This is a genomic window from Alteromonas sp. KC3 (assembly GCF_016756315.1).
Classification (GTDB): domain Bacteria; phylum Pseudomonadota; class Gammaproteobacteria; order Enterobacterales; family Alteromonadaceae; genus Alteromonas.
Genome location: NZ_AP024235.1, coordinates 3,489,479 through 3,510,024 on the forward strand (window position 1 = coordinate 3,489,479; position 20,546 = coordinate 3,510,024).

A 20,546-nucleotide genomic window follows, 5' to 3' on the forward strand; every position below is an offset into this window, starting at 1 on the left:
GCTGGCAAGCGTAGATTTTCACACTGGTTAAGATAAACTTGACCCATATTGATGTAAAAGGAATGAGACTGTGCCTCATATTGGACAAGCTGGAAAATATTTTACGCTCTCTGCAATCACGTCATTGTTGTTGCTTGGTGGCTGTGGCAGCACACCAAAACAAACAAAAGCGCCGAGTGTGGTCACACCGAAACCCGCTGTGCAAAAAGTTGAAGAGATCCTCACCCCAGAGCACAAACTCCTTGAAGCAAAAAAAGTATGGGCTCAATCACGCAATAAAAACCAAAGAGACCTTTTACTACTTCAAGCTGCCGAACTTTACTTAAATGACGATAAGCCAGTGCTTGCTCAGCAGGTCTTGTTTGAAGTAAAACAAGACGGTGTACCAAACAGTCTTTCCTCGTACTATTCACTGCTGACGGCAAAAGCCTATTCAAGCACATCGAATGCTCCTGTCGATGAACTGCTTGCCTTGCTCAACAATGTTGAAGACTCAGAAGATACGCGCGTGGAAAAAGCGCGCTTACAAACACAGCTTTATTCTCAACAAGGCAACGGCGCAGCCGCCGCCAATAGTATCCTCAAAACGGACTTGTCAGACGAAGACAAAGTGGCGCGTATATGGCGTTGGATAACGACAGTATCAGCGGATAATTTGACAACAATAAATAAGCAATACCCCGATCTTGCGCCTTTTATCTCGCTTCGAAAGCTTACAGAGCAATATGCCGCAACACCGCGCCAACTCGATGCTAACCTCTCTCAATTTAAACAAGTGTATCGTGGCCATGTATTAGCCAATGCCCTTCCTCAAGAAATTATTGAAGCCACCCAACTGCAAGAAACAGGAGCTAACGACATTGCCGTTTTGCTGCCTTTGTCGGGCAGACTGGCCAGAACCGGGGATGTCGTTAAAAACGGTATTATCAGCGCCTACTACAGCGATGTAGAGAAGCGCCAGCATGAGAGAGAGTTGCCTCGCCTTCGATTTATCGATACAAACAATGCAGATACCGCTAGTTTGTTGGCTCAACTCGGTGAAACCAAGTTTGTCATTGGTCCACTGCTAAAAGAAACCGTTGAAAGCCTGATACCCGCGCTTCCCATCGGCGTAAACGTACTTGCCCTCAATCGCCCTGACAACATTGATAGCGTTACCACGACAAATGCCTTAATTGATAGTGAAAGTGAACTCAACGCAAGCAGCGAATTATCGTCGATTGCGCTACCTACTTCGTTGAACTTTTTCAGTTTGGCACCGGAAGATGAAGCTAAGCAATTAGCTCAGTTTATTTTTAACAAAGGCTATAGAGCGCCTATCGTTATTGCAGCGCAAAGCAGTCTTTATCAGCGTATGGACGAGACCTTTAAAACGCACTGGCGTGAATTGCACAAACAAGAAAACAAGCAGCGGGCAAACATTACCTCGGTTTCTTTCAACGACAGTGGGTCACTGCGTGAAGGGATTACCCAAGCATTAGACGTGGCGCAAAGTAATGCGCGGATAAATCAAATCGAATACATGACCAACGATGAAGTGTACAACATGCCGCGTAGCCGCAGAGATATTGATGCCATTGTTGCGTTCGCTTCTCCGCAAGATACCGAATTGCTAAATCCGATTATTGAAGCCAGTTTAAATCCTTATGATGGAAAGCAAGTGCCCGTTTATGCGACATCGCGCTCCATGGATTACGACAGTGGTAAAAATCAATGGCGCGATTTACAGAACGTGCACTTTATCGACATGCCTTGGCTAATGCCCGAGCATAACTGGAAAGTGCTCGAAGATGAGGTAGCCAACGCATGGGAAAATCAAAACACCATGCAAAAACGTTTGTTTGCGTTTGGCTATGATGCTTACCAGTTATTGCCTGAACTTGGTATGTTAAACACCCTCAACTATTTAACCCACGAAGGACTAACAGGTACGCTGTCAGTGAATACAAAAGGTGAGGTTGTAAGAAAGCAACCTCAAGCTATTATTCGCAATGAAGCGGTACAAATGCTGATGGAGTAAGGAATTCATGTCATTACTGCAAGGGAATGCAGCCGAAGACAAAGCGTGCGAATTTTTAGTGGAACAAGGACTGTCGCTGCGTTGTCGTAACTACCGAACAAGACGCGGTGAACTTGATTTAGTTATGCAAGACGGCAACACGATAGTCTGCATTGAAGTGAAATATCGCAAGCAACAACGCTTTGGCAGTGCCATTGAGTTTGTCACCGCCAAGAAACTACACAGAATTCGGGCTGCGTTTGAATTCTATTTGTTAGATAATAACCTAAACTCAACGTCTACCCCTTTGCGCATAGACGTTATCGCCATTGATGGAAGCAACCTTCAGTGGCTAAAAAATATCGGCTGAGCAAGGCTTGCATGGAACTAGGTGGGGGAATACCTCCGAAAACACGCGGTGAACCCATCCATGGGCGCTCCGCCGCTGCATCCATGCAGCGGAGGGTTTTCTACGGTATTCCCCCACCAAGCTCTGCAAGCCTTATCGTAGTTTGTGTAAAGGCGGAGTCTTTATTGCTGTGTACGAGGAAAAGTTTCCCCGCGCACATAAGCGATGAAGGCCTCCGCCCTGCCACAACGACCAATGTGTCGTCAGCCGTGAGCCTTTTATAAGAGAAAGTGAAGTATGATTGAACAAATTAAAGCGAATTTTACAGAGAGTATTCAAACCAAGATTGCCGCTTCTGAAATACTGCCTGAGTCTATTGAAAAAGCAGCGAACATGATGGTTGAAGCGCTTATTCGCGGCAATAAGGTGTTAAGCTGTGGTAATGGTGGTTCAGCGGGTGATGCGCAGCACTTTTCTTCTGAAATGCTTAACCGTTATGAGCGAGATCGCCCTAGCCTACCCGCGATTGCACTTAGCACAGACACCTCGACACTTACTTCAATTGCTAACGACTACAGTTACGATGAAATTTTTGCAAAGCAGGTTCGTGCACTAGGTCAGCCTGGCGATATTCTTCTTGCCATCTCAACTAGCGGTAATTCACGCAACGTCATTGCAGCGATGGAAGCTGCTCTTTCTCGTGATATGACTATTGTGGCGCTTACCGGTAAAGACGGTGGTGAAATGGCAGGCTTTTTGAGCGAGCACGACGTTGAAATTCGCGTCCCGTCAAATCGTACTGCGCGTATTCAAGAAGTTCACTTATTAGTGATCCACAATTTGTGTGAGTGCATTGATGATAGCCTGTTCCCTGCTGATCACGGTGATGAATAAGAATTAAAAAAATTATGATAAGCGCTAAAAAAATCGGAGCATTTGGGCTATGTGCAGCCCTACTTGTCAATCTACAAGGCTGTGTTGTTGCCGTTGGTGCCGCTGGCGCAATGGCAGCAAAAGTAGCAAACGACAGGCGTACAGTAGGTACTCAGCTAGATGACCAAAATGCCGACAGTTCAGTGGCGTACCAATGGTCTAAAAGCCAAGCACTAAAAGAGCAAACTAATCTACAAGTTGATGTATATAACGGTGTGGCTTTACTCACTGGACAGGCGCCCAATCAAGCGCTAGTAGACGAAGCAGTGCGTCGTGCGCAAGAAGTGTCTTACCTAAAGAAAATTCACAACCAAATTCGACTGGCCGAGCCTATTGGCGCAGGCACTCAAGCGAATGACATCTGGCTGGCTTCAAAAGTAAGAGCAAAAATTGTTGCTGATGAGCGTGTACCAGCCTTGCAAGTTAAAGTCGTTGTACAAGACTCTGAGGTATTCTTAATGGGCAGATTAACCAATTTGGAGTCTACGACAGCGGTGGACATTGCACGCAATGTCACTGGTGTTGCTCGCGTGGTACGCGCCTTTGAAATTATTCAATAAAGAGTTTGCCACTGCGCTTCTTGTTGCAGGGGCGCTCTTTATGGAAATTTTAGATGCCACAGTAATTACTACTGCGCTTCCTGTGATCGCTGCCGACTTCAACATTCCGGCAGCCCATCTTTCAATAGGCGTTTCTGCATATTTAGTAGCCGTTACCCTATTTATTCCCTTAAGTGGTTATGTCGCCGATCGATTTGGTGCACGAACAATATTTCTTGCCGCAATTGCTGTATTTACACTCGCTTCGGTATTATGCGGGCTGAGTACAAGCCTTATTGAATTCACGCTAGCGCGCATACTTCAGGGCGTGGGTGGTGCAATGATGGTCCCCGTCGGGCGTTTGGTGGTACTTCGCGACTTACCCAAAGAAAAGCTCGTTAAGACCGTCGCTATTATTACATGGCCTGCACTTAGTGCACCTATTTTAGGGCCCGTTCTAGGCGGCTATATTGCTACCCACCTAAGCTGGCAGTGGATTTTTTACATGAACATTCCACTGGGTATTCTTGCAATAATTGCCTCAATGTATTTGTTGAAAAACACGAAAGCCAATGTGGGCCGTTTCGACCTTAAAGGTTTTTTACTTACAGGCGTTGGTTTTGCACTTTTTATGGCTGGAATTGAGTATCTCGCCAGTGCAACAGATGCTTTGTTTGGTGCAATCGGCATTATTCTAACGGGTTTAATGCTCATGTTGCTTGCCATAAGACATGTAAAACGAGCAGCATTTCCTCTGTTTTCATTTGAGGCAATGGCACATAGAACATTCCGTTTATCAGTATACGGCGGGTCTGTGGTACGCGTTGCTCTTGGAAGTGCGCCATTTCTTGTGCCGCTAATGCTACAGCTAGGGCTTGGCTATACGCCTGTCGAAGCGGGGACCTTACTGTTATGGCTGTTTGCTGGAAACCTCGCTATCAAACCCGCCACGACATGGATAATGAATTCGTTTGGCTTTAAGCGCGTTTTGATAGCAAATGGCATATTGATTTCGTTAGGTTTTATCGCCCTTGCCTGTATCACCCATACAACGGCATCAACTACCATAGGTGTAATCTTGTTTATCAACGGGATGACACGTTCAATGCATCTAACCTTGCTAAATACGATTGCGTTTGCTGATGTCCCCACTGATAAGATGCGCGACGCCAATACGTTGGGCGCAATTTTAATGCAAATGAACAGAGGTCTTGGTATCACACTTTCAGCACTTGCCATTGCCTTTGCGACGTTTATCCTTGATCAAACACCCTCTTCACCAAACTTAGACACCTTTGTTCTAGCTATGTTATTTATGGCATGTGTGGCGTTTGTCAGCATTGCTGACAGCTTGCTGTTATCAAAAGAAGATGGAGATAGCGTACTGAATAAACGCAAGGCAAAAAAGCAGCTGGCATAACAACCAAAATTAAGTGACTTTTGTCATGTCTTTTTGATGACCTTTGTGAATACTTTCTTAAAACCAAACCCGTCATACTTTTTCCAACGCTTAATTAGCATAATAGGAAAAGACAATGATAGAAGCCATTCGCATTTCAAGCCCCACTCAAACATCCTCGCAAACCGCGTTAACATTAGAGCAGGAAAGAACGTTATTTAAACAAAACCGATTCATAGCTATGCCGTTGGCAGGCACTATTGTATGGGCAATGCTTGGGATCACCGCGCCTTTTGTATCTGAATTTGTTATGACGTGGCTTCTTTACATCGGAACGGGAGCGATTTTCTACCTTGGTGCGGGACTGTCTTACATTACGGGAGAACGTTTCTTTGCCAAAGATAAAGTGACAACAAGTTTTGACCGTCTGTTTTTTGTGGGGTTGATAATGAGCTTAATGGTATTTGGCATTGCCTTACCCGTTGCTGCTATCGACCACACTACAGTACCACTTTCATTGGGCATTCTAGCCGGTTTAATGTGGATGCCCCTTTCATGGGCCATTCAACATTGGGTAGGCTACTTCCATACCATTACTCGCACCGCCTCTATAGTTGCCGTTTGGTATCTGTTCCCTGAAGCCCGCGTTGAAGCGATTAGTACCGTTATTGTCATTATCTACATTATTTCTCTGTACGCATTAGAACAGCGCTATCGCAAGCTTTAACGTAAAAGGAAACAAGCATGACTTATCTTATTCTCGCTATTGCCATTGTAACTGAGGTGACAGCAACCATGCTGCTCAAAGCCTCAAACGGCTGGGAAAAATGGGCATTTGGTTATGGTGCCATCTTTTTCTACGCGATATCCGGCATGTTGTTCGCCTTCGTTCTTAAGAATATGGGGGTCGGAATCGCCTATGCCATTTGGTCCGGCATGGGTATAGCACTAATTACAGCAGCCTCCGTGGTATTTTGGAAACAAACATTCGACATCTATGCCGTGCTGGGTATTATATTAATCATCTCGGGCACATTATTGATCACCAGTAAATCTGCTGTTGTATTTCAGTAAGGACGAAATACTTGTGTTAAACAATGCATCCTCTGCACACCGTGAAAGCGTAATGCCACTTTTAGCCAGTGGTCGCAAAAAACGTTGGTCATACAGCAGCTTATTTTTTTCACTATTCTATTTTGTGCCTCTCGTTCTCTCTATGCCACTCCCAAGCTCGGTGTGGCTTTTGCAACTGGGCGGCTATGGCCTTTTTGTCGCGATATATATTCGTGCTATAAACTCGCCGCCTCAGGTTCTGCCCTATTTTTTATCCTTTTTACTCTTACTTGGTTACGCTGTCAGCTTTCAAAACCCTGGCGGCGCCATAATTTTCGGGTTCGTCGGCTTTATTATTGGCTACTACTATACGTTGCAAAAAGGTATTGCATTTATTTCCCTAATTGCACTCTCACTCGCACTTCTTCAGCTTTATATTTTCAAGGAGCAGGGCTGGTATCTGCTAGCGGCAACGATTAATAGTGTGGTTCTTTTTGGCTTTGGTGCGATGGAAAGGAAAGAAACTGAATTTCAAATGAAAGAGGCGAAGCACGCAGAATCAATGAAGACACTATCAGCCATTGCAGAACGAGAACGTATTGGGAGGGACCTTCACGACGTGGCAGGCCACGCACTTAGCTCCATAGCACTAAAAGCACAATTGGCCGATAAGCTACTTAGTAAAAACGAGATCACCTTAGCGCAGCAGGAAGTAAAGGCGCTAGCGACGCTATCGCAATCTTTGCTCAGTGATATTCGTTATGCAGTTTCTGATATTAAACACTTATCGCTTAGTGACGAAATTGCCAAAAATATCGCGTTGCTAGAGGAAAATGGGTTTGAAACTAGTTTCGATGTGGCAAAACAGCTAGCAAATACGCTTACATCAATGGAAGAGTCGCAACTTTCGCTCATTATTAAAGAACTTACCACGAATACGCTTCGTCACTCGAAAGGTAAAAGCGTATCGTTAATACTAGAGTACTTTGAAACTGCAATCATCCTTAAGTATCTTGACTACGGTAGAGAAAACGCTCAACTTTCGGTTATCGAAGGCAATGGATTAACGGGCATACGCGAACGCGCAAACACAATTGGTGCCGAGGTTGTATTTAGCACCTCACCAGACTGTGCATTTCACTGCGAGCTTATATTGCCTCACAAACTAGTAAGCGACTAAAAAGGATTGCGCTATATGACCACTATTCTCGTTGTTGAAGATCAATCATTGGTACGTGACGCAATTGCCATGTTACTTTCGTTAGAAGAAGGGTTTGATGTTGTGGGTAAATGCAGCAATGGACAGGAAGCAATCACTTACCTAGAGCACCACGAAACACCAAACGTCATACTGAGCGATATAGAAATGCCTCAAGTGACAGGGCTAGATGTCGCAAATCATGTGGCAAGCAAGGCGATTAATACCTGCGTTGTATTGATGACGACCTTTGCCAAACCTGGTTACATTAAGCGAGCACTCGGTTCTGGCGTAAAAGGTTTTATTTTAAAAGAGTCTGATAGTGACTACCTAATTGACGCAATACACAAAGTAATAAGCGGGGAAAAGGTCATCTCGCCAGAGCTCGCTATTATGGCCCTTGATGACAAAAACCCACTTTCGCCAAAAGAAATGTCAGCCCTTAAACTTGCCTCAGACGGCCTAAAAACACGGGCCATCGCACAGCAGCTTTTTCTTTCAGAAGGTACCGTACGTAATTATTTATCGGAAGCTATCTCGAAACTAGACGCAACTAATCGCGTAGATGCAGCGCGCATTGCCAAACAGAAAGGATGGCTGTAATACACGTTTTGATAGAACACTTGCGGCTATGAGGTACTAAAACCAAGGCTGAGAAATAGTGGTTGTAGGTTTCATATTAAGTTTTTCTGCCAATCCATTTAACACTCTGGATGGACCGTATACCTGGCCATGCGCTTTCATTGTCCAAATGCATGTCAGAATGCTCGTCCCTTTTTTTAGTATACACTCCCATTTGGGTGTATCTTCTTGTAGACGAACATAATCGTCTTCAATTTCCCACCCACTGTCGACGTAATCAACGATAAGCTGTTCAAATTGCGCGAAAGGGATTGACTGGATAATCACCCAATCACTTTTTCTAAACTTTTTTTCAAGGCTCGATTTTTTGAAACCCGTCAACAGTCCCATGTTACTGCTCCATATTAGTTTTTCGACACCGTACCCATCATTTGGCCAAACGGAGATGGGCATGAGCACGACGCCCCTACCATGTCGCTGCCTGCCAACGGGCATGAGCCATGCTCTCCGCTTCCACTAAAGCGGCATACGCTACCAAATTCAGTTCTTTCGACCGTTTGTCGCGCGGTGTTCGACTGGTCAGTATGCGTGCAGCCAACAAGTCCTATTATCAATAGTAACCCTGCTATTACGCGCATACTCACTCCCTGAATTAATCTTCTAGGAATTTAAAACTATGCTAAATAGTGCTAGAAAACAAGCAAAAAAAAGCCGGTTTAAAACCGGCTTTGCTCAATTATCTATCTCTTAGAACTCAGTAGAGAATCTCACACCAAATTCACTTGCATCGTTGCTTAGAATTTGAAGGATGTAATCACCTGTATTCAAACGCGCATTGTCATAACGCTCATCAAAGATGTTACGGCCGTAAAGCGCTACGGTGTATGCATCGTTTGCTGGCGTGTACGCGATATCAAAGTTAACAAGTTCACGGCTATCAAGCTCGGTCATACGCTCTGGCGCAGATGTTGGCTCACCGTACATTTCTGAACGATAAGAGTAGTCAGCGCGCACGCGAATTGAGTCGCCGCCATCAAGTTCAAAGGTGTATTGAGGACCAATGGCAAGTGTTAGGTCTGGCGTAAGTGGGGCAACAGGGCTAAAACCAGCCTGCTCTTCAACGTCTACGTCCATATAACCAATGCTGGTCATCACGCTAAAGTTGCCGTAGCTAAACGTAGCGTCAGCTTCAATACCACGAGAAGTTTGTTCAACAACTAGGTTAGCAGTATCAAAACCACCTTCACTTACACGGCTTACCTGATAAGGTAGGTCTTCAAACTCAGTGTTGAATACCGCGATACTCATATCGAAATATTCGTTTACACGACCTTTAATACCCACTTCGTAGTTAGTCGCAGTAATGTTATCTGATGCTGTAAAACAGTTGTTTGCACGAACCGCCGCTTGAGCGCCTTCGATGTCATCAAAACCACCAGCACCAAAGAACTGGCCAATTAGGCAGTAAGGGCGCGCAGGGTATTGACCTGACTGATAACCAGACTGAATCGTTGCGTAACCTGTCAAACCATTTTCAAACGTGTAGTTTGTGGCAATTTCCCACGTTACTTCGTCCCAATCGTTTGAATCGAAAATAGTACCTAGTGGGCCAAATACGTTTGCTGACGCGTCTTTCTCATCTTTGGTATAACGAAGACCACCAGAGATGCTCAACTCGTCGTTAATGTCATGACGAACGTTAACATAAGCGGCTTTCGATGTTGTTTCTTGGTCGAGTGCTAAAAGGTTTGGACCACCGTCGAAGTTTGAGTCGTCACCTTGACGGTTGCTACCTTCTTCGTTGAAGTAGTAAAGACCAGCTACGAAGTCAGTGTACTCGTTAATGTAACCGTTAAGCTGAAGTTCAACAGAAGTTTGATCTGCTTCTCCGCGCTCTGGGAATTGATCAAGCGAGAAAACCGTACCGTCATCATCAAGACCCGCTTTGTACTTAGAGGTACGTTGGCTTGCTACAACTTTCGCTGTGTAATCTTCGTTGATATCCCACTCAGTAGTAAGTGAAAGGCCACGAGCTTCATTTGATACAGACGTTACTGCAGCAGTACCTGTTGCATTGTCATAACGGTCATAACCTTCTGGGATAACGTCAGAGTTGCGAAGTTCTACACCTAAACCGTTACCACCACCGAAGTAACGCGCAGAGCTTACTTCATCAATAAGTACAGTATACGGGCGAAGACCGCCGTCACCATTGTTTGCATCAGCAGTTAGTACCATACGGAAGTCGTTTGAAGGCTCCCACTTAACTGACACACGACCAGAAATATCTTCTGTTTCACCCACATCATATTCAGCGTTAGGTACATTGATGAACTCGCCAAGGCCGTCGCGCTTGTTAAACGACAGGTTCATGTTGAACGCTAACTCATCTGACAAACCGTGGTTAACAAAAAGATCTGCTTTTACGCGACCACGAGTACCAAACTCAGTGTTGATCTTAGTTACGTCGCCTTGATCAGGTTCTTTAGTGATGATGTTAATTGCACCACCGATAGAGTTACGACCGTATAGTGTGCCCTGTGGACCACGAAGTACTTCGATACGCTCGATGTTGTTAAGGCTCCAGTTTTGACCAACTTGGCGACCTAGGTAAACACCATCAACATAAACGCTTACACCTGGATCAGTGGTAATAAGGTGGTCTTGAAGACCGATACCACGAATAAACGGGTTAACTGACGATGTGTGACCAGCAGAGAAACCGGTTACGTTTAGGTTTGGTACAAACTTACCTACGTCAGTTAGATCAGTGATGCCTTGTTCAGCTAATTTGTCACCGTCGAATGCACTCAAGGCAATCGGTACTTCATAAATAACTTGGGGACGCTTAGTAGCGGTAACGGTAATGGCTTCGAACTTTTGCTCTTCTGTCGCTTCTGCTTCTTGCGCTACGGCAACATTCGTAAGAGCTGGAACGGTCATCGCTACTGCAAGTGCGACAGGCGAAAGCTTACTGGCGAGTGTCTTAGACACGTCAGTATTGGTTTTCATGGTGTAACCCCTTTGCTTGAGTGTTAGGTATTTAATCTATTTATCAATTGCTTCAAGTTCTTCTGTGGAACTTTTGCAACCCAAACTCGAGGGGATAGTAAGAGGAGCAGCAAAGTGCTTAGTGCTGATTTCGGGCAATAAAAAAGTAAGTTGCAATGAAAAATTACAGACTTACTTTCAATAATACTTCGCTTTAAAAGTGGAAGTTACCTTTACCAGCCCTCAGTATCTCAGTGAAAGAGTTTAGGCTTGAAGACTGGAACGGTATGATACCGACATGTTTCTATATTGGAAAGTGAAATATTACATTTTTACTAAACTATTCTTTCAAAATTAGACTAATTGGTTAAATTTTACATTTCACTAACAACACTCACAAAAATAATATAAAGCTATATTTTTCATACTGATACCCAAAAAAATCGGTATCAACCTCTCTAATATCACTCAGCGCTTTCGTGCTGACCAATTGGGCAAAATTACGACACCTATTTACTCGTATCTACAACTGCAAATAGTAGAACATGCTGACCTTTTCGACCTAATTTTTTGCTCGTTCTAGGCAAGTTTAAGCTAAGTAAGTTTAACGAGGCAGCTGTTTATCATATAAACTGCCCTCGCCCCAATTTTGTCGACAATAAAACCCTCAAATATTGAAAATTGAGTTTTAAGAGGCTATATTGTCGACATTCTAGCAAGAAAATTTAGAACCGTGATCAAAATTACCGAACAAGCAATAACGAATGCAGACAAAACCTTCTTCAAATTGAGAAAGGATATTGTTGAGGGTGTTATTGCTGCTGGCAGCAAACTCAGTGAAACAGAATTGTCGACAAAGTACGAAGTCAGTCGTGCTGTCATCCGTGAAGCCATTAACCGGCTTGCTACCTGTCATCTGGTTGAGCGTAAAGCCAACGTAGGTGCCCGCGTGGTCGCACTATCTCCCGAAGGTCTTATTCAGCTATATCAAGTGCGCGAAGCACTAGAAGGCATGGCCGCGCGATTAGCCGCCAGGTATATGACTGACGAAGAAATTGCAGATATGCAATCGTTACTCGACAGCCACTTTGACAAGGTAAAAGACAGTCATAGCTACTACCAAGAAGCTGGCGACGTAGACTTTCACTACCGCATTGTAACGGGCAGTAAAAACGATCATCTAATAAGTGTGCTTATCGACGGACTCTATCATCTTGTGCGCATGTATCGCGTGCAGCTTGGTATGGCAGGTCCTCGAGTCAGCACCGCGTTTGACGAGCACAGACACATTGTTAACGCCATTGCCAATCGCGACGAAGAACTGGCGGAAATGTTAATGCGACGCCATATTCTTTATTCAAAAAATAATATCGAGAAGAAGCTCAATCATGACTAACACCTTAGAGACTTCTTTGTATTCAATTCACCTCTACCCTACTTTCAAATAAGTGAGTGACAATCATGAGTGCAGGAAAGAAATTCAGAACCGCGTTAGAGAACAATAAACCTCTACAAATTGTAGGTACCATTAATGCCTACACCGCCATGATGGCAAAGGCCATTGGCCACCAAGCTATTTACTTATCCGGTGGCGGCGTAGCCAATGCATCATACGGCCTACCTGATTTGGGCATGACGTCACTAAACGACGTAATTGCAGACGTACAGCGTATAACGAGCGCATGTGACCTTCCGCTTATGGTAGACATCGACACAGGTTGGGGCGGCGCATTTAACATTGCTAAAACCATTCGCGACATGGAAAAAGCAGGCGCAGCAGCGGTTCATATGGAAGACCAAGTTGCCCAAAAGCGCTGTGGTCACCGCCCAAACAAAGAAATTGTTAGTACAGAAGAAATGGTGGACCGTATTAAAGCCGCAGTTGATGCCAGAACCGACCCCGACTTTTTCATCATGGCCCGCACTGACGCGTTCGCGCAGGAAGGCCTAGATAAGGCCATTGAGCGCGCAAAAGCCTACGTAGCAGCAGGTGCTGACGGCATATTTGCAGAAGCAGTTCAAACTGAAGAGCACTACCGCGCATTCTCAGAAGCATTAGACGTACCTATCCTTGCCAACATTACTGAGTTCGGCAAAACCGAACTATGGAACAAAGAAGAGCTTGGCGAATGGGGAGCAGACATGGTGCTTTACCCATTAAGTGCATTCCGCGCCATGAATAAAGCAGCAGAAATGGTGTACAAATCTATACTTGAAAACGGTGACCAAAAAGCCGTTGTCGACAGCATGCAAACACGTATGGAATTGTACGATTATCTTGGCTACCACGAATACGAGCAAAAGTTAGATGCCCTATTCGCCCAAGGCAAAAATTAGAACCAATACGACCCAGCTGCGAACGAGTGGGGTGCGAGGCACCATTGGACCGGGAGCGATACGCAGGGCGTTACCACGCCATGAACCCATCCATGGGGGCTCCGCCTCGGCATCCATGCCTCGGAGGGGTAACGCCCTACGCACCGCCCCCACTCTCTCGGTGCCTCGCACCCCACTCGAAGCTGAGTATTTCGCTTTTTATTTTTAAATGAAGTTTTTAAGTACCTTACAAATTACACAAGACCGGAGACAACAAGATGGCTAAACAGTTAAGTGGCGCGGGTTTACGCGGCCAAGTTGCAGGTAAAACAGCATTATCAACCGTGGGTAAATCAGGTTCAGGTTTAACGTATCGCGGTTACGACGTAAAAGACTTAGCGCAAAACTGTCAATTTGAAGAAGTAGCGTACCTTATTCTAAAGGGCAAGCTACCTAACCAGTCTGAGCTAGACGCTTATAAAACTAAGCTTCGCGGCATGCGTGGTCTTCCAACAGCACTGAAAGAAGTATTAGAACGTATTCCGAAAAATGCCCACCCAATGGACGTACTTCGCACAGGTTGCTCAATGCTAGGTAACCTTGAAATGGAAACCAGCTTCGATGAGCAGCAAGACGTGACAGACCGTATGTTGGCATGTTTCCCAAGCATCATTTGTTACTGGTACCGCTTCTCGCACGATGGCGTGCGCGTAGACGTTGAAACCGATGACGACTCAATTGGTGGTCATTTCCTTCATATGCTTCATGGCGAAAAGCCTCGTGATCTGCATGAGCAAGTTATGCATGTATCGCTAATTCTGTATGCAGAGCATGAGTTTAACGCGTCTACCTTCACTGCACGTGTTTGTGCTTCAACCTTATCTGATATGCATTCTTGTGTAACCGGTGCTATCGGTTCACTGCGTGGTCCACTTCACGGTGGCGCTAACGAAGCCGCTATGGAAATGATTGAAGGCTTCACTTCACCTGATGATGCTGAAGAAAAAATGATGGGCATGCTTGAGCGCAAAGAGAAGATCATGGGCTTTGGTCACGCAATTTACTCTGAGTCTGACCCGCGTAACGAGATCATTAAACAATGGTCTGAGAAGCTAGCTGCCGATGTGGGCGACGACGTGCTTTATCCTGTGTCAGTTCGCTGTGAAGAAGTGATGTGGCGCGAGAAGAAGCTTTTCTGTAACGCCGATTTCTTCCACGCGTCTGCGTACAACTTTATGGGAATTCCTACGCCGCTATTTACGCCAATCTTCGTAATGTCTCGTCTAACCGGTTGGGCGGCACACGTTATGGAACAGCGCGCTGACAACCGTATTATTCGTCCATCAGCAGAATACACAGGCGAAGAATTACGCCCAGTGCCAGCTATTAGCGAACGCGCTTAAGGTTGGGGTTTTATGAATATTGATTACCGTAAACCGCTTCCTAACGCAGGTATCGATTTTTTCGATACTCGTGAAGCGGTAGATGCTATTGAACCAGGCGCCTATGCCAAACTACCTTACACGTCGCGTGTACTAGCTGAAAACTTGGTGCGCAAATGCGCACCTGAGATGCTCACTGACTCGCTTAAACAGCTTATTTATCGCAAGCGCGACTTGGACTTTCCGTGGTTTCCTGCTCGCGTGGTGTGCCACGATATCTTAGGCCAAACAGCACTGGTAGACTTAGCAGGTCTTCGCGATGCAATTGCAGCAAAAGGCGGCGATCCGGCCAAGGTTAACCCAGTAGTACCAACGCAGCTGATTGTGGATCACTCGCTAGCGGTTGAACATGCTGGTTTCGAAAAAGACGCATTTGAGAAAAACCGCGCTATTGAAGACAGACGTAACGACGACCGTTTTCATTTTATCAACTGGACAAAAACCGCGTTTAAAAACGTGGATGTTATCCCGCCGGGTAACGGCATTATGCACCAAATCAACTTGGAGCGTATGTCACCCGTTATTCAAGCCCGTGATGGCGTAGCCTTCCCTGACACTCTGGTAGGTACCGACAGTCACACGCCACATGTTGATGCGCTTGGTGTAATTGCCGTAGGCGTTGGCGGCCTTGAGGCCGAAAGCGTTATGCTAGGCCGTGCGTCTTACATGCGTTTGCCTGACATTGTAGGTGTTGAACTTACCGGCAAACCACAGCCAGGCATTACCGCAACTGATATCGTGTTAGCGCTAACCGAATTCTTACGTAAAGAGCGTGTGGTATCAGCGTATTTGGAATTCTACGGCGAAGGTGCATCGCATCTTACGCTGGGCGACCGTGCTACTATTTCGAACATGACACCGGAATACGGCGCCACTGCAGCCATGTTCTATATTGACCAGCAAACTATTGATTATTTGCGCCTGACAGGGCGTGAAGAAAAGCAAATTGCATTGGTAGAACAATACGCCAAGCACACTGGTTTGTGGGCAGATGACTTAACAACTGCCGAATACGAGCGCGTACTTACGTTCGACCTTTCTGCAGTTGGCCGCAATATGGCAGGCCCTTCTAACCCTCACGCTCGCTTACCTACCAGCGACTTAGAAAGCCGCGGCATTGCTGCCAAATGGACAGAAGAAGAAGGCAAAATGCCTGATGGCGCGGTTATTATCGCGGCTATCACAAGTTGTACCAATACATCTAACCCGCGCAATGTTATTGCGGCAGGTCTGCTTGCACGCAACGCAAACCAGCGCGGTTTAACCCGTAAGCCATGGGTAAAAAGCTCGTTAGCCCCAGGCTCTAAAGCCGTTAAGCTTTATCTTGAAGAAGCTAACCTAATGAGCGAGTTGGAAGATTTAGGCTTTGGCGTAGTAGCATTTGCCTGTACTACCTGTAACGGCATGAGCGGCGCGCTAGACCCTAAAATTCAGCAAGAAATTATCGACCGCGACCTTTACTCTACAGCAGTGTTGTCGGGTAACCGTAACTTCGACGGCCGTATTCACCCTTATGCTAAACAAGCATTCTTGGCATCGCCGCCACTAGTCGTAGCGTACGCTATTGCCGGTACTATTCGCTTTGATATTGAAAAAGACGTTTTAGGCACTGACAAAGACGGCAACCCCGTAACGCTTAAAGACATTTGGCCAAGCGACGAAGAAATTGATGCCATTGTAGCGAAGTCAGTGAAGCCAGAGCATTTCAGAAAAGTGTATGAACCTATGTTCGACTTAAGCGTTGACTACGGCAAAGACATTAACCCGCTTTATGACTGGCGTGAAATGAGCACCTACATTCGTCGTCCGCCCTATTGGGAAGGCGCAATGGATGCCGAGCGCACCATGAAAGGTATGCGTCCGCTGGCAATCTTAGGTGACAACATCACTACCGATCACTTGTCGCCTTCAAACGCTATTCTAGCCAGCAGTGCAGCGGGTGAATACCTTCACAAAATGGGCTTGCCTGAAGAAGACTTTAACTCGTACGCCACACACCGTGGTGATCACTTAACCGCACAACGCGCTACCCTTGCTAACCCGAAAGTGTTCAACGAGATGGTGCTAGAGAACGGTGAAGTGAAGCAAGGTTCACTTGCCCGCGTTGAGCCAGAAGGCCAAGTAATGCGCATGTGGGAAGCGATTGAAACCTACATGAACCGCAGACAACCGCTAATCATTGTTGCTGGCGCCGACTACGGTCAGGGCTCGTCACGCGACTGGGCAGCTAAAGGCGTACGTCTTGCCGGTGTTGAAGTAATTGTGGCAGAAGGCTTCGAGCGTATTCACCGCACCAACCTTATTGGAATGGGCGTGCTACCGCTTGAGTTTAAACCAGGCACAACACGTAAAACCCTTGAGCTAGATGGCACAGAAACGTACGACGTTAGTGGCGAACCGTCACCCGGTGCAACGCTTACGCTAGTAGTAAACCGTCAAAACGGTGAGCAGCTAGAAGTGCCAGTAACCTGTCGTTTAGATACTGCAGAAGAAGTCTCTATTTACAGCGCAGGCGGCGTATTACAACGCTTCGCCAAGGACTTCTTAGAGGCTGAAGCTAGCTGATTCCGTCAGCTCAGCAGGGAAGAACTGAGCCGGTTACGGGACACGCCGTGAATACATCCATGTAGGCTCCCAATTCGCATCCATGCGAATTGAGGGTCCCGTAACCGACTCAGTACTCCCTAAATCAGCTAACTTCTGTTAGCAGGGTTTACTATTTTTGGGGAAGGAGGTTGGTTTCGATTTGAAACCTTCCAGCCGCAAGGATGCGGCTGGGGAGCGCACACGGATGTGTTCACAGCGTGTTTCAAATCACGAACAACCTTACTTCTCTCCAGATAAAGTGGTTTTTATTTTATATGGCGTTGAGGCACGGTTGAAACCTTCGGGGCATAGACCTCCCCTCTCGAAAGAGTTTATTACTTTTGGGTGGAAGCTGTTTGTGATTTGAAACCCTCCAGCCGCAAGGATGCGGCTGGGGAGCGCACACGGACGTGTTCACAGCGTGTTTCAAATCGCGAACAACCTTACTTCTCTCCAGATAAAATGGTTTTTAGTTTAAGAGTGCGTTGAGGCACAGTTGAAACCTTCGGGGCGCATGGACGCGCCCCGAGAGCCTACAAGGATGTATTTACGGCGTGTTTCAACTGTGCCTCAATGCACTCATACCGACGAAAGGAAAAAACATGACAAAGTATGCGCCACAACTTCGAGTACCGGCTACCTACATGCGTGGCGGTACCAGTAAGGGTGTGTTTTTTAACTTAACTGATTTGCCAGAAGCCGCACAAAAGCCAGGTCCTGCTCGCGATGCATTGCTGTTACGCGTAATTGGTAGCCCCGATCCTTACGGAAAACAAACCGACGGTATGGGCGGTGCAACCTCTAGTACCAGTAAAACAGTTATACTGAGTAGAAGTGAACGTGAAGGCTACGACGTTGATTATTTGTTTGGTCAAGTCGCTATCGACAAGCCCTTTGTTGACTGGAGCGGAAACTGCGGCAACTTAACCGCGGCCGTTGGTGCGTTTGCTATCAGTAATGGTCTTGTCGACAAGGCTAAAATACCCGATAACGGCATTGCTACAGTAAATATTTGGCAAGCCAATATCAATAAAGCCATTATCGCTAAGGTGCCCATCACAAATGGCGAAGTGCAGGAAACCGGCGATTTTGAACTAGACGGCGTTACCTTCCCTGCCGCGGAAGTCGAAGTCGCTTTTGTTGACCCTGCAGATGGCGAAGGCGCTATTTTCCCCACAGGACGTTTGATCGATACGCTTGATGTCCCAGGTGTAGGCTCGCTGCAAGCCACAATGATAAATGCTGGTATTCCTACTATATTTATTAACGCTGAAGATATTGGGTATGTGGGAACAGAGCTTCAAGATGACATCAATGGCGATAACGAGGCGCTTAATAAATTTGAAGCCATTCGTGCCCATGGTGCAGTGCAAATGGGATTGATTAAAGATATTGGTGAAGCTGCTAGTCGTCAACATACTCCCAAGGTAGCGTTTGTTGCTCCCCCTAAAGCGTATAAAGCATCAAGTGGCAAAGATGTGCTGGGGTCTGATATTGATGTATTAGTACGTGCATTGTCTATGGGCAAACTGCATCACGCCATGATGGGTACGGCTGCTGTTGCCATTGCTGCGGCAGCAGCTATTCCGGGAACCTTAGTGAACTTAGCGGCAGGTGGCGAAGATAGGGATTCTGTGACATTTGGACACCCTTCTGGCACATTGCGAGTGGGTGCTAAGGCGTCTTTCAATGACGATAAGTGGTCTATTGATCAGGCAGTTATGAGCCGCAGCGCCCGTGTATTAATGGAAGGGTTTGTTCGTGTTCCAGAGGAACAAAGCTGATCACAGAACAACACTTTTACGTATGCAATCCCATAGACATTCGTATGAAAAGCTCTTATTTGAAGGGCTTTTTTTAAATTTATTGGTTATGATAATTGCATAAGCGTTACGAGTGGTTCACATGTACAAAGTTCTTGTTGTTGAGGATAGCGCGACTGTCCGAAAGATCGTTAATAAACTTATTGAGGATAACCCTCATTTTACTTGCGATCTTTGTGAAGATTTAGCTGAGGCCAGCACTGCGCTTGCTAACAATTCAGATTACCTTGCAGCGATAGTCGACTTGAATTTGCCCGATGCACCGAATGGCGAAAGTGTAGAGTTGGCGCTGTCATACAACCTCCCTACCATTGTACTTACTGGTAATTTTGATGAATTTACTCGTGCCCAACTGCTTGATCAGGGCGTATTAGACTATATCACTAAAGAATCTCGGTACTCTTATTTACAAGTATCGAAGCTTATCGATCGCTTACGTAAGAACCTCACAACTCGCGTGTTAGTGGTTGAAGACTCGAAAACCAGTCGCAACCACATCTGTTCGTTATTGAAGAAATTTAAATTCCAAGTCCACGAAGCCTCTGATGGTATAGAAGCACTTGGAGTACTTGAACAACATCGCGATATAAAGATGGTAATTTCCGATCATAGAATGCCCAACATGGACGGATATGAACTTGTTAAGGCTATTCGTCACGAAAAGCGCATGCAAGACTTAGTTTTCATCGGGCTTTCTGCGACTGGCGACAGCGTGCTCACCTCCAAATTTATAAAAAGCGGAGCAAACGATTTCCTTTCGAAGCCGTTTTATCACGAAGAGTTTTATTGCCGTGTAATGCAAAACTTAGAGTCTCAAGAAATGATCCAAACCATTAGAGATTCTGCCAATTTAGATCCGCTTACAAAAGTCTACAACCGCCGCTACCTTTACGAAGTTGCTGAAGAATTGTATGCCAACAAAGCGTCGCGCAATCAGGTTATTGTGTCGATGATAGATGCTGACAACTTCAAAAACGTAAACGATACCCTGGGCCACAAAACCGGTGATATGTTGCTACAGGAGTTCGCTGCATTATTGCAAGAATATTTCCCAGATGACCTTATTGTGCGCTATGGCGGAGAGGAATTCACGGTTGTTTCTTTAAGACCGCCGAAAGCCTATTTAGCAGCGCTATCGCAATTTATGAATGCGGTTCGTACCACACAGTTTACCAATCATAAATTTAATATTACATGTAGTATTGGCGTGTGTGCAGAAGAGTTCGATTGTCTTGAATCGCAACTGGACGTTGCAGATGCACGACTTTATCAGGCTAAGCACAGTGGTAAGGATCGTATTGTCACCCGGGATGAAACAAAAGCGCAGGCCTAACGA

Annotated in this window: 18 protein-coding genes; 15 read left to right on the plus strand and 3 right to left on the minus strand. The window is 45.9% G+C overall.

Annotation, left to right across the window (positions count from 1 at the left end; genetic code table 11):
• Positions 1-70 precede the first annotated feature (70 nt).
• From JN178_RS15485 to JN178_RS15525, 9 genes are all read left to right on the plus strand, one after another.
• Complete coding sequence (locus tag JN178_RS15485) at positions 71-2,020, plus strand: penicillin-binding protein activator (protein ID WP_202262310.1); 1,950 nt, start codon at positions 71-73, stop codon at positions 2,018-2,020.
• A 7-nt stretch (positions 2,021-2,027) separates the two neighbouring features.
• Positions 2,028-2,369, plus strand: coding sequence for a YraN family protein (locus JN178_RS15490; RefSeq protein WP_202262311.1), 342 nt, complete (start codon positions 2,028-2,030; stop codon positions 2,367-2,369).
• A 276-nt stretch (positions 2,370-2,645) separates the two neighbouring features.
• Positions 2,646-3,242 (plus strand): phosphoheptose isomerase, encoded by a 597-nt coding sequence (locus JN178_RS15495; RefSeq protein ID WP_105929513.1) that lies wholly within the window; start codon positions 2,646-2,648, stop codon positions 3,240-3,242.
• A gap of 14 nt (positions 3,243-3,256) precedes the next feature.
• Positions 3,257-3,841, plus strand: a complete 585-nt coding sequence (locus JN178_RS15500) for a BON domain-containing protein (protein ID WP_202262312.1) — start codon at positions 3,257-3,259, stop codon at positions 3,839-3,841.
• A complete protein-coding gene (locus JN178_RS15505) occupies positions 3,825-5,240 on the plus strand; it encodes an MFS transporter (RefSeq protein ID WP_232369593.1) in 1,416 nt (471 codons plus the stop codon). The genes JN178_RS15500 and JN178_RS15505 overlap by 17 nt, the downstream gene beginning before the upstream one ends.
• A gap of 115 nt (positions 5,241-5,355) precedes the next feature.
• Entirely contained in the window at positions 5,356-5,946 is a 591-nt protein-coding gene (locus JN178_RS15510; RefSeq protein WP_202262313.1) for a DUF7010 family protein, read from the plus strand.
• Positions 5,947-5,963: 17 nt separating this feature from the next.
• Positions 5,964-6,293, plus strand: coding sequence for a DMT family transporter (locus tag JN178_RS15515; protein ID WP_202262314.1), 330 nt, complete (start codon positions 5,964-5,966; stop codon positions 6,291-6,293).
• A 13-nt stretch (positions 6,294-6,306) separates the two neighbouring features.
• A complete protein-coding gene (locus tag JN178_RS15520) occupies positions 6,307-7,452 on the plus strand; it encodes a sensor histidine kinase (protein ID WP_232369594.1) in 1,146 nt (381 codons plus the stop codon).
• Between the two features lie 15 nt (positions 7,453-7,467).
• Positions 7,468-8,073, plus strand: coding sequence for a response regulator transcription factor (locus JN178_RS15525; protein WP_202262315.1), 606 nt, complete (start codon positions 7,468-7,470; stop codon positions 8,071-8,073).
• 36 nt (positions 8,074-8,109) lie between these two features.
• On the opposite strand, the gene JN178_RS15530 is transcribed toward JN178_RS15525, so the two are convergent.
• The 3 genes from JN178_RS15530 to JN178_RS15540 form a co-directional block, all read right to left on the minus strand.
• Positions 8,110-8,442 (minus strand): hypothetical protein, encoded by a 333-nt coding sequence (locus tag JN178_RS15530; RefSeq protein WP_159626635.1) that lies wholly within the window; start codon positions 8,440-8,442, stop codon positions 8,110-8,112.
• Positions 8,443-8,456: 14 nt separating this feature from the next.
• The gene (locus JN178_RS15535; protein WP_232369595.1) at positions 8,457-8,690 is read right to left on the minus strand and encodes a hypothetical protein; all 234 of its coding nucleotides are present in this window, start codon (positions 8,688-8,690) and stop codon (positions 8,457-8,459) included.
• A 109-nt stretch (positions 8,691-8,799) separates the two neighbouring features.
• Positions 8,800-11,064, minus strand: coding sequence for a TonB-dependent receptor (locus JN178_RS15540; RefSeq protein ID WP_202262317.1), 2,265 nt, complete (start codon positions 11,062-11,064; stop codon positions 8,800-8,802).
• A 712-nt stretch (positions 11,065-11,776) separates the two neighbouring features.
• Between JN178_RS15540 and JN178_RS15545 the strand changes: the two genes are divergently transcribed.
• The 6 genes from JN178_RS15545 to JN178_RS15570 all read left to right on the plus strand — a co-directional run bounded on the left by JN178_RS15545 (position 11,777) and on the right by JN178_RS15570 (position 20,543).
• Complete coding sequence (locus tag JN178_RS15545; protein WP_159626629.1) at positions 11,777-12,439, plus strand: GntR family transcriptional regulator; 663 nt, start codon at positions 11,777-11,779, stop codon at positions 12,437-12,439.
• A 65-nt stretch (positions 12,440-12,504) separates the two neighbouring features.
• On the plus strand, positions 12,505-13,380 hold the full coding sequence (gene prpB, locus JN178_RS15550; RefSeq protein WP_159626627.1) for a methylisocitrate lyase: 876 nt from the start codon (positions 12,505-12,507) through the stop codon (positions 13,378-13,380).
• A gap of 257 nt (positions 13,381-13,637) precedes the next feature.
• Positions 13,638-14,762 carry a bifunctional 2-methylcitrate synthase/citrate synthase gene (prpC, locus tag JN178_RS15555; RefSeq protein WP_202262318.1) on the plus strand — a complete coding sequence of 375 codons (1,125 nt, stop codon included), beginning with the start codon at positions 13,638-13,640 and terminating at the stop codon, positions 14,760-14,762.
• A 12-nt stretch (positions 14,763-14,774) separates the two neighbouring features.
• The gene (gene acnD, locus JN178_RS15560; RefSeq protein ID WP_202262319.1) at positions 14,775-17,366 is read left to right on the plus strand and encodes a Fe/S-dependent 2-methylisocitrate dehydratase AcnD; all 2,592 of its coding nucleotides are present in this window, start codon (positions 14,775-14,777) and stop codon (positions 17,364-17,366) included.
• Between the two features lie 623 nt (positions 17,367-17,989).
• Positions 17,990-19,171 carry a 2-methylaconitate cis-trans isomerase PrpF gene (gene prpF, locus JN178_RS15565; RefSeq protein ID WP_202262320.1) on the plus strand — a complete coding sequence of 394 codons (1,182 nt, stop codon included), beginning with the start codon at positions 17,990-17,992 and terminating at the stop codon, positions 19,169-19,171.
• A 121-nt stretch (positions 19,172-19,292) separates the two neighbouring features.
• Entirely contained in the window at positions 19,293-20,543 is a 1,251-nt protein-coding gene (locus tag JN178_RS15570; RefSeq protein ID WP_202262321.1) for a diguanylate cyclase, read from the plus strand.
• The last annotated feature ends 3 nt before the right edge of the window (positions 20,544-20,546 follow it).

What these genes read in the sequence shown, in the direction of transcription:
- JN178_RS15540 (WP_202262317.1), bottom strand. Translation starts at nt 11,064, where the DNA reads ATGAAAACCAATACTGACGTGTCTAAGACACTCGCCAGTAAGCTTTCG.
- prpB (WP_159626627.1), top strand. Translation starts at nt 12,505, where the DNA reads ATGAGTGCAGGAAAGAAATTCAGAACCGCGTTAGAGAACAATAAACCT.
- JN178_RS15570 (WP_202262321.1), top strand. Translation starts at nt 19,293, where the DNA reads ATGTACAAAGTTCTTGTTGTTGAGGATAGCGCGACTGTCCGAAAGATC.
- prpC (WP_202262318.1), top strand. Translation starts at nt 13,638, where the DNA reads ATGGCTAAACAGTTAAGTGGCGCGGGTTTACGCGGCCAAGTTGCAGGT.
- JN178_RS15500 (WP_202262312.1), top strand. Translation starts at nt 3,257, where the DNA reads ATGATAAGCGCTAAAAAAATCGGAGCATTTGGGCTATGTGCAGCCCTA.
- JN178_RS15535 (WP_232369595.1), bottom strand. Translation starts at nt 8,690, where the DNA reads ATGCGCGTAATAGCAGGGTTACTATTGATAATAGGACTTGTTGGCTGC.
- JN178_RS15530 (WP_159626635.1), bottom strand. Translation starts at nt 8,442, where the DNA reads ATGGGACTGTTGACGGGTTTCAAAAAATCGAGCCTTGAAAAAAAGTTT.
- JN178_RS15490 (WP_202262311.1), top strand. Translation starts at nt 2,028, where the DNA reads ATGTCATTACTGCAAGGGAATGCAGCCGAAGACAAAGCGTGCGAATTT.
- JN178_RS15510 (WP_202262313.1), top strand. Translation starts at nt 5,356, where the DNA reads ATGATAGAAGCCATTCGCATTTCAAGCCCCACTCAAACATCCTCGCAA.
- JN178_RS15525 (WP_202262315.1), top strand. Translation starts at nt 7,468, where the DNA reads ATGACCACTATTCTCGTTGTTGAAGATCAATCATTGGTACGTGACGCA.
- JN178_RS15515 (WP_202262314.1), top strand. Translation starts at nt 5,964, where the DNA reads ATGACTTATCTTATTCTCGCTATTGCCATTGTAACTGAGGTGACAGCA.
- JN178_RS15495 (WP_105929513.1), top strand. Translation starts at nt 2,646, where the DNA reads ATGATTGAACAAATTAAAGCGAATTTTACAGAGAGTATTCAAACCAAG.
- prpF (WP_202262320.1), top strand. Translation starts at nt 17,990, where the DNA reads ATGACAAAGTATGCGCCACAACTTCGAGTACCGGCTACCTACATGCGT.
- acnD (WP_202262319.1), top strand. Translation starts at nt 14,775, where the DNA reads ATGAATATTGATTACCGTAAACCGCTTCCTAACGCAGGTATCGATTTT.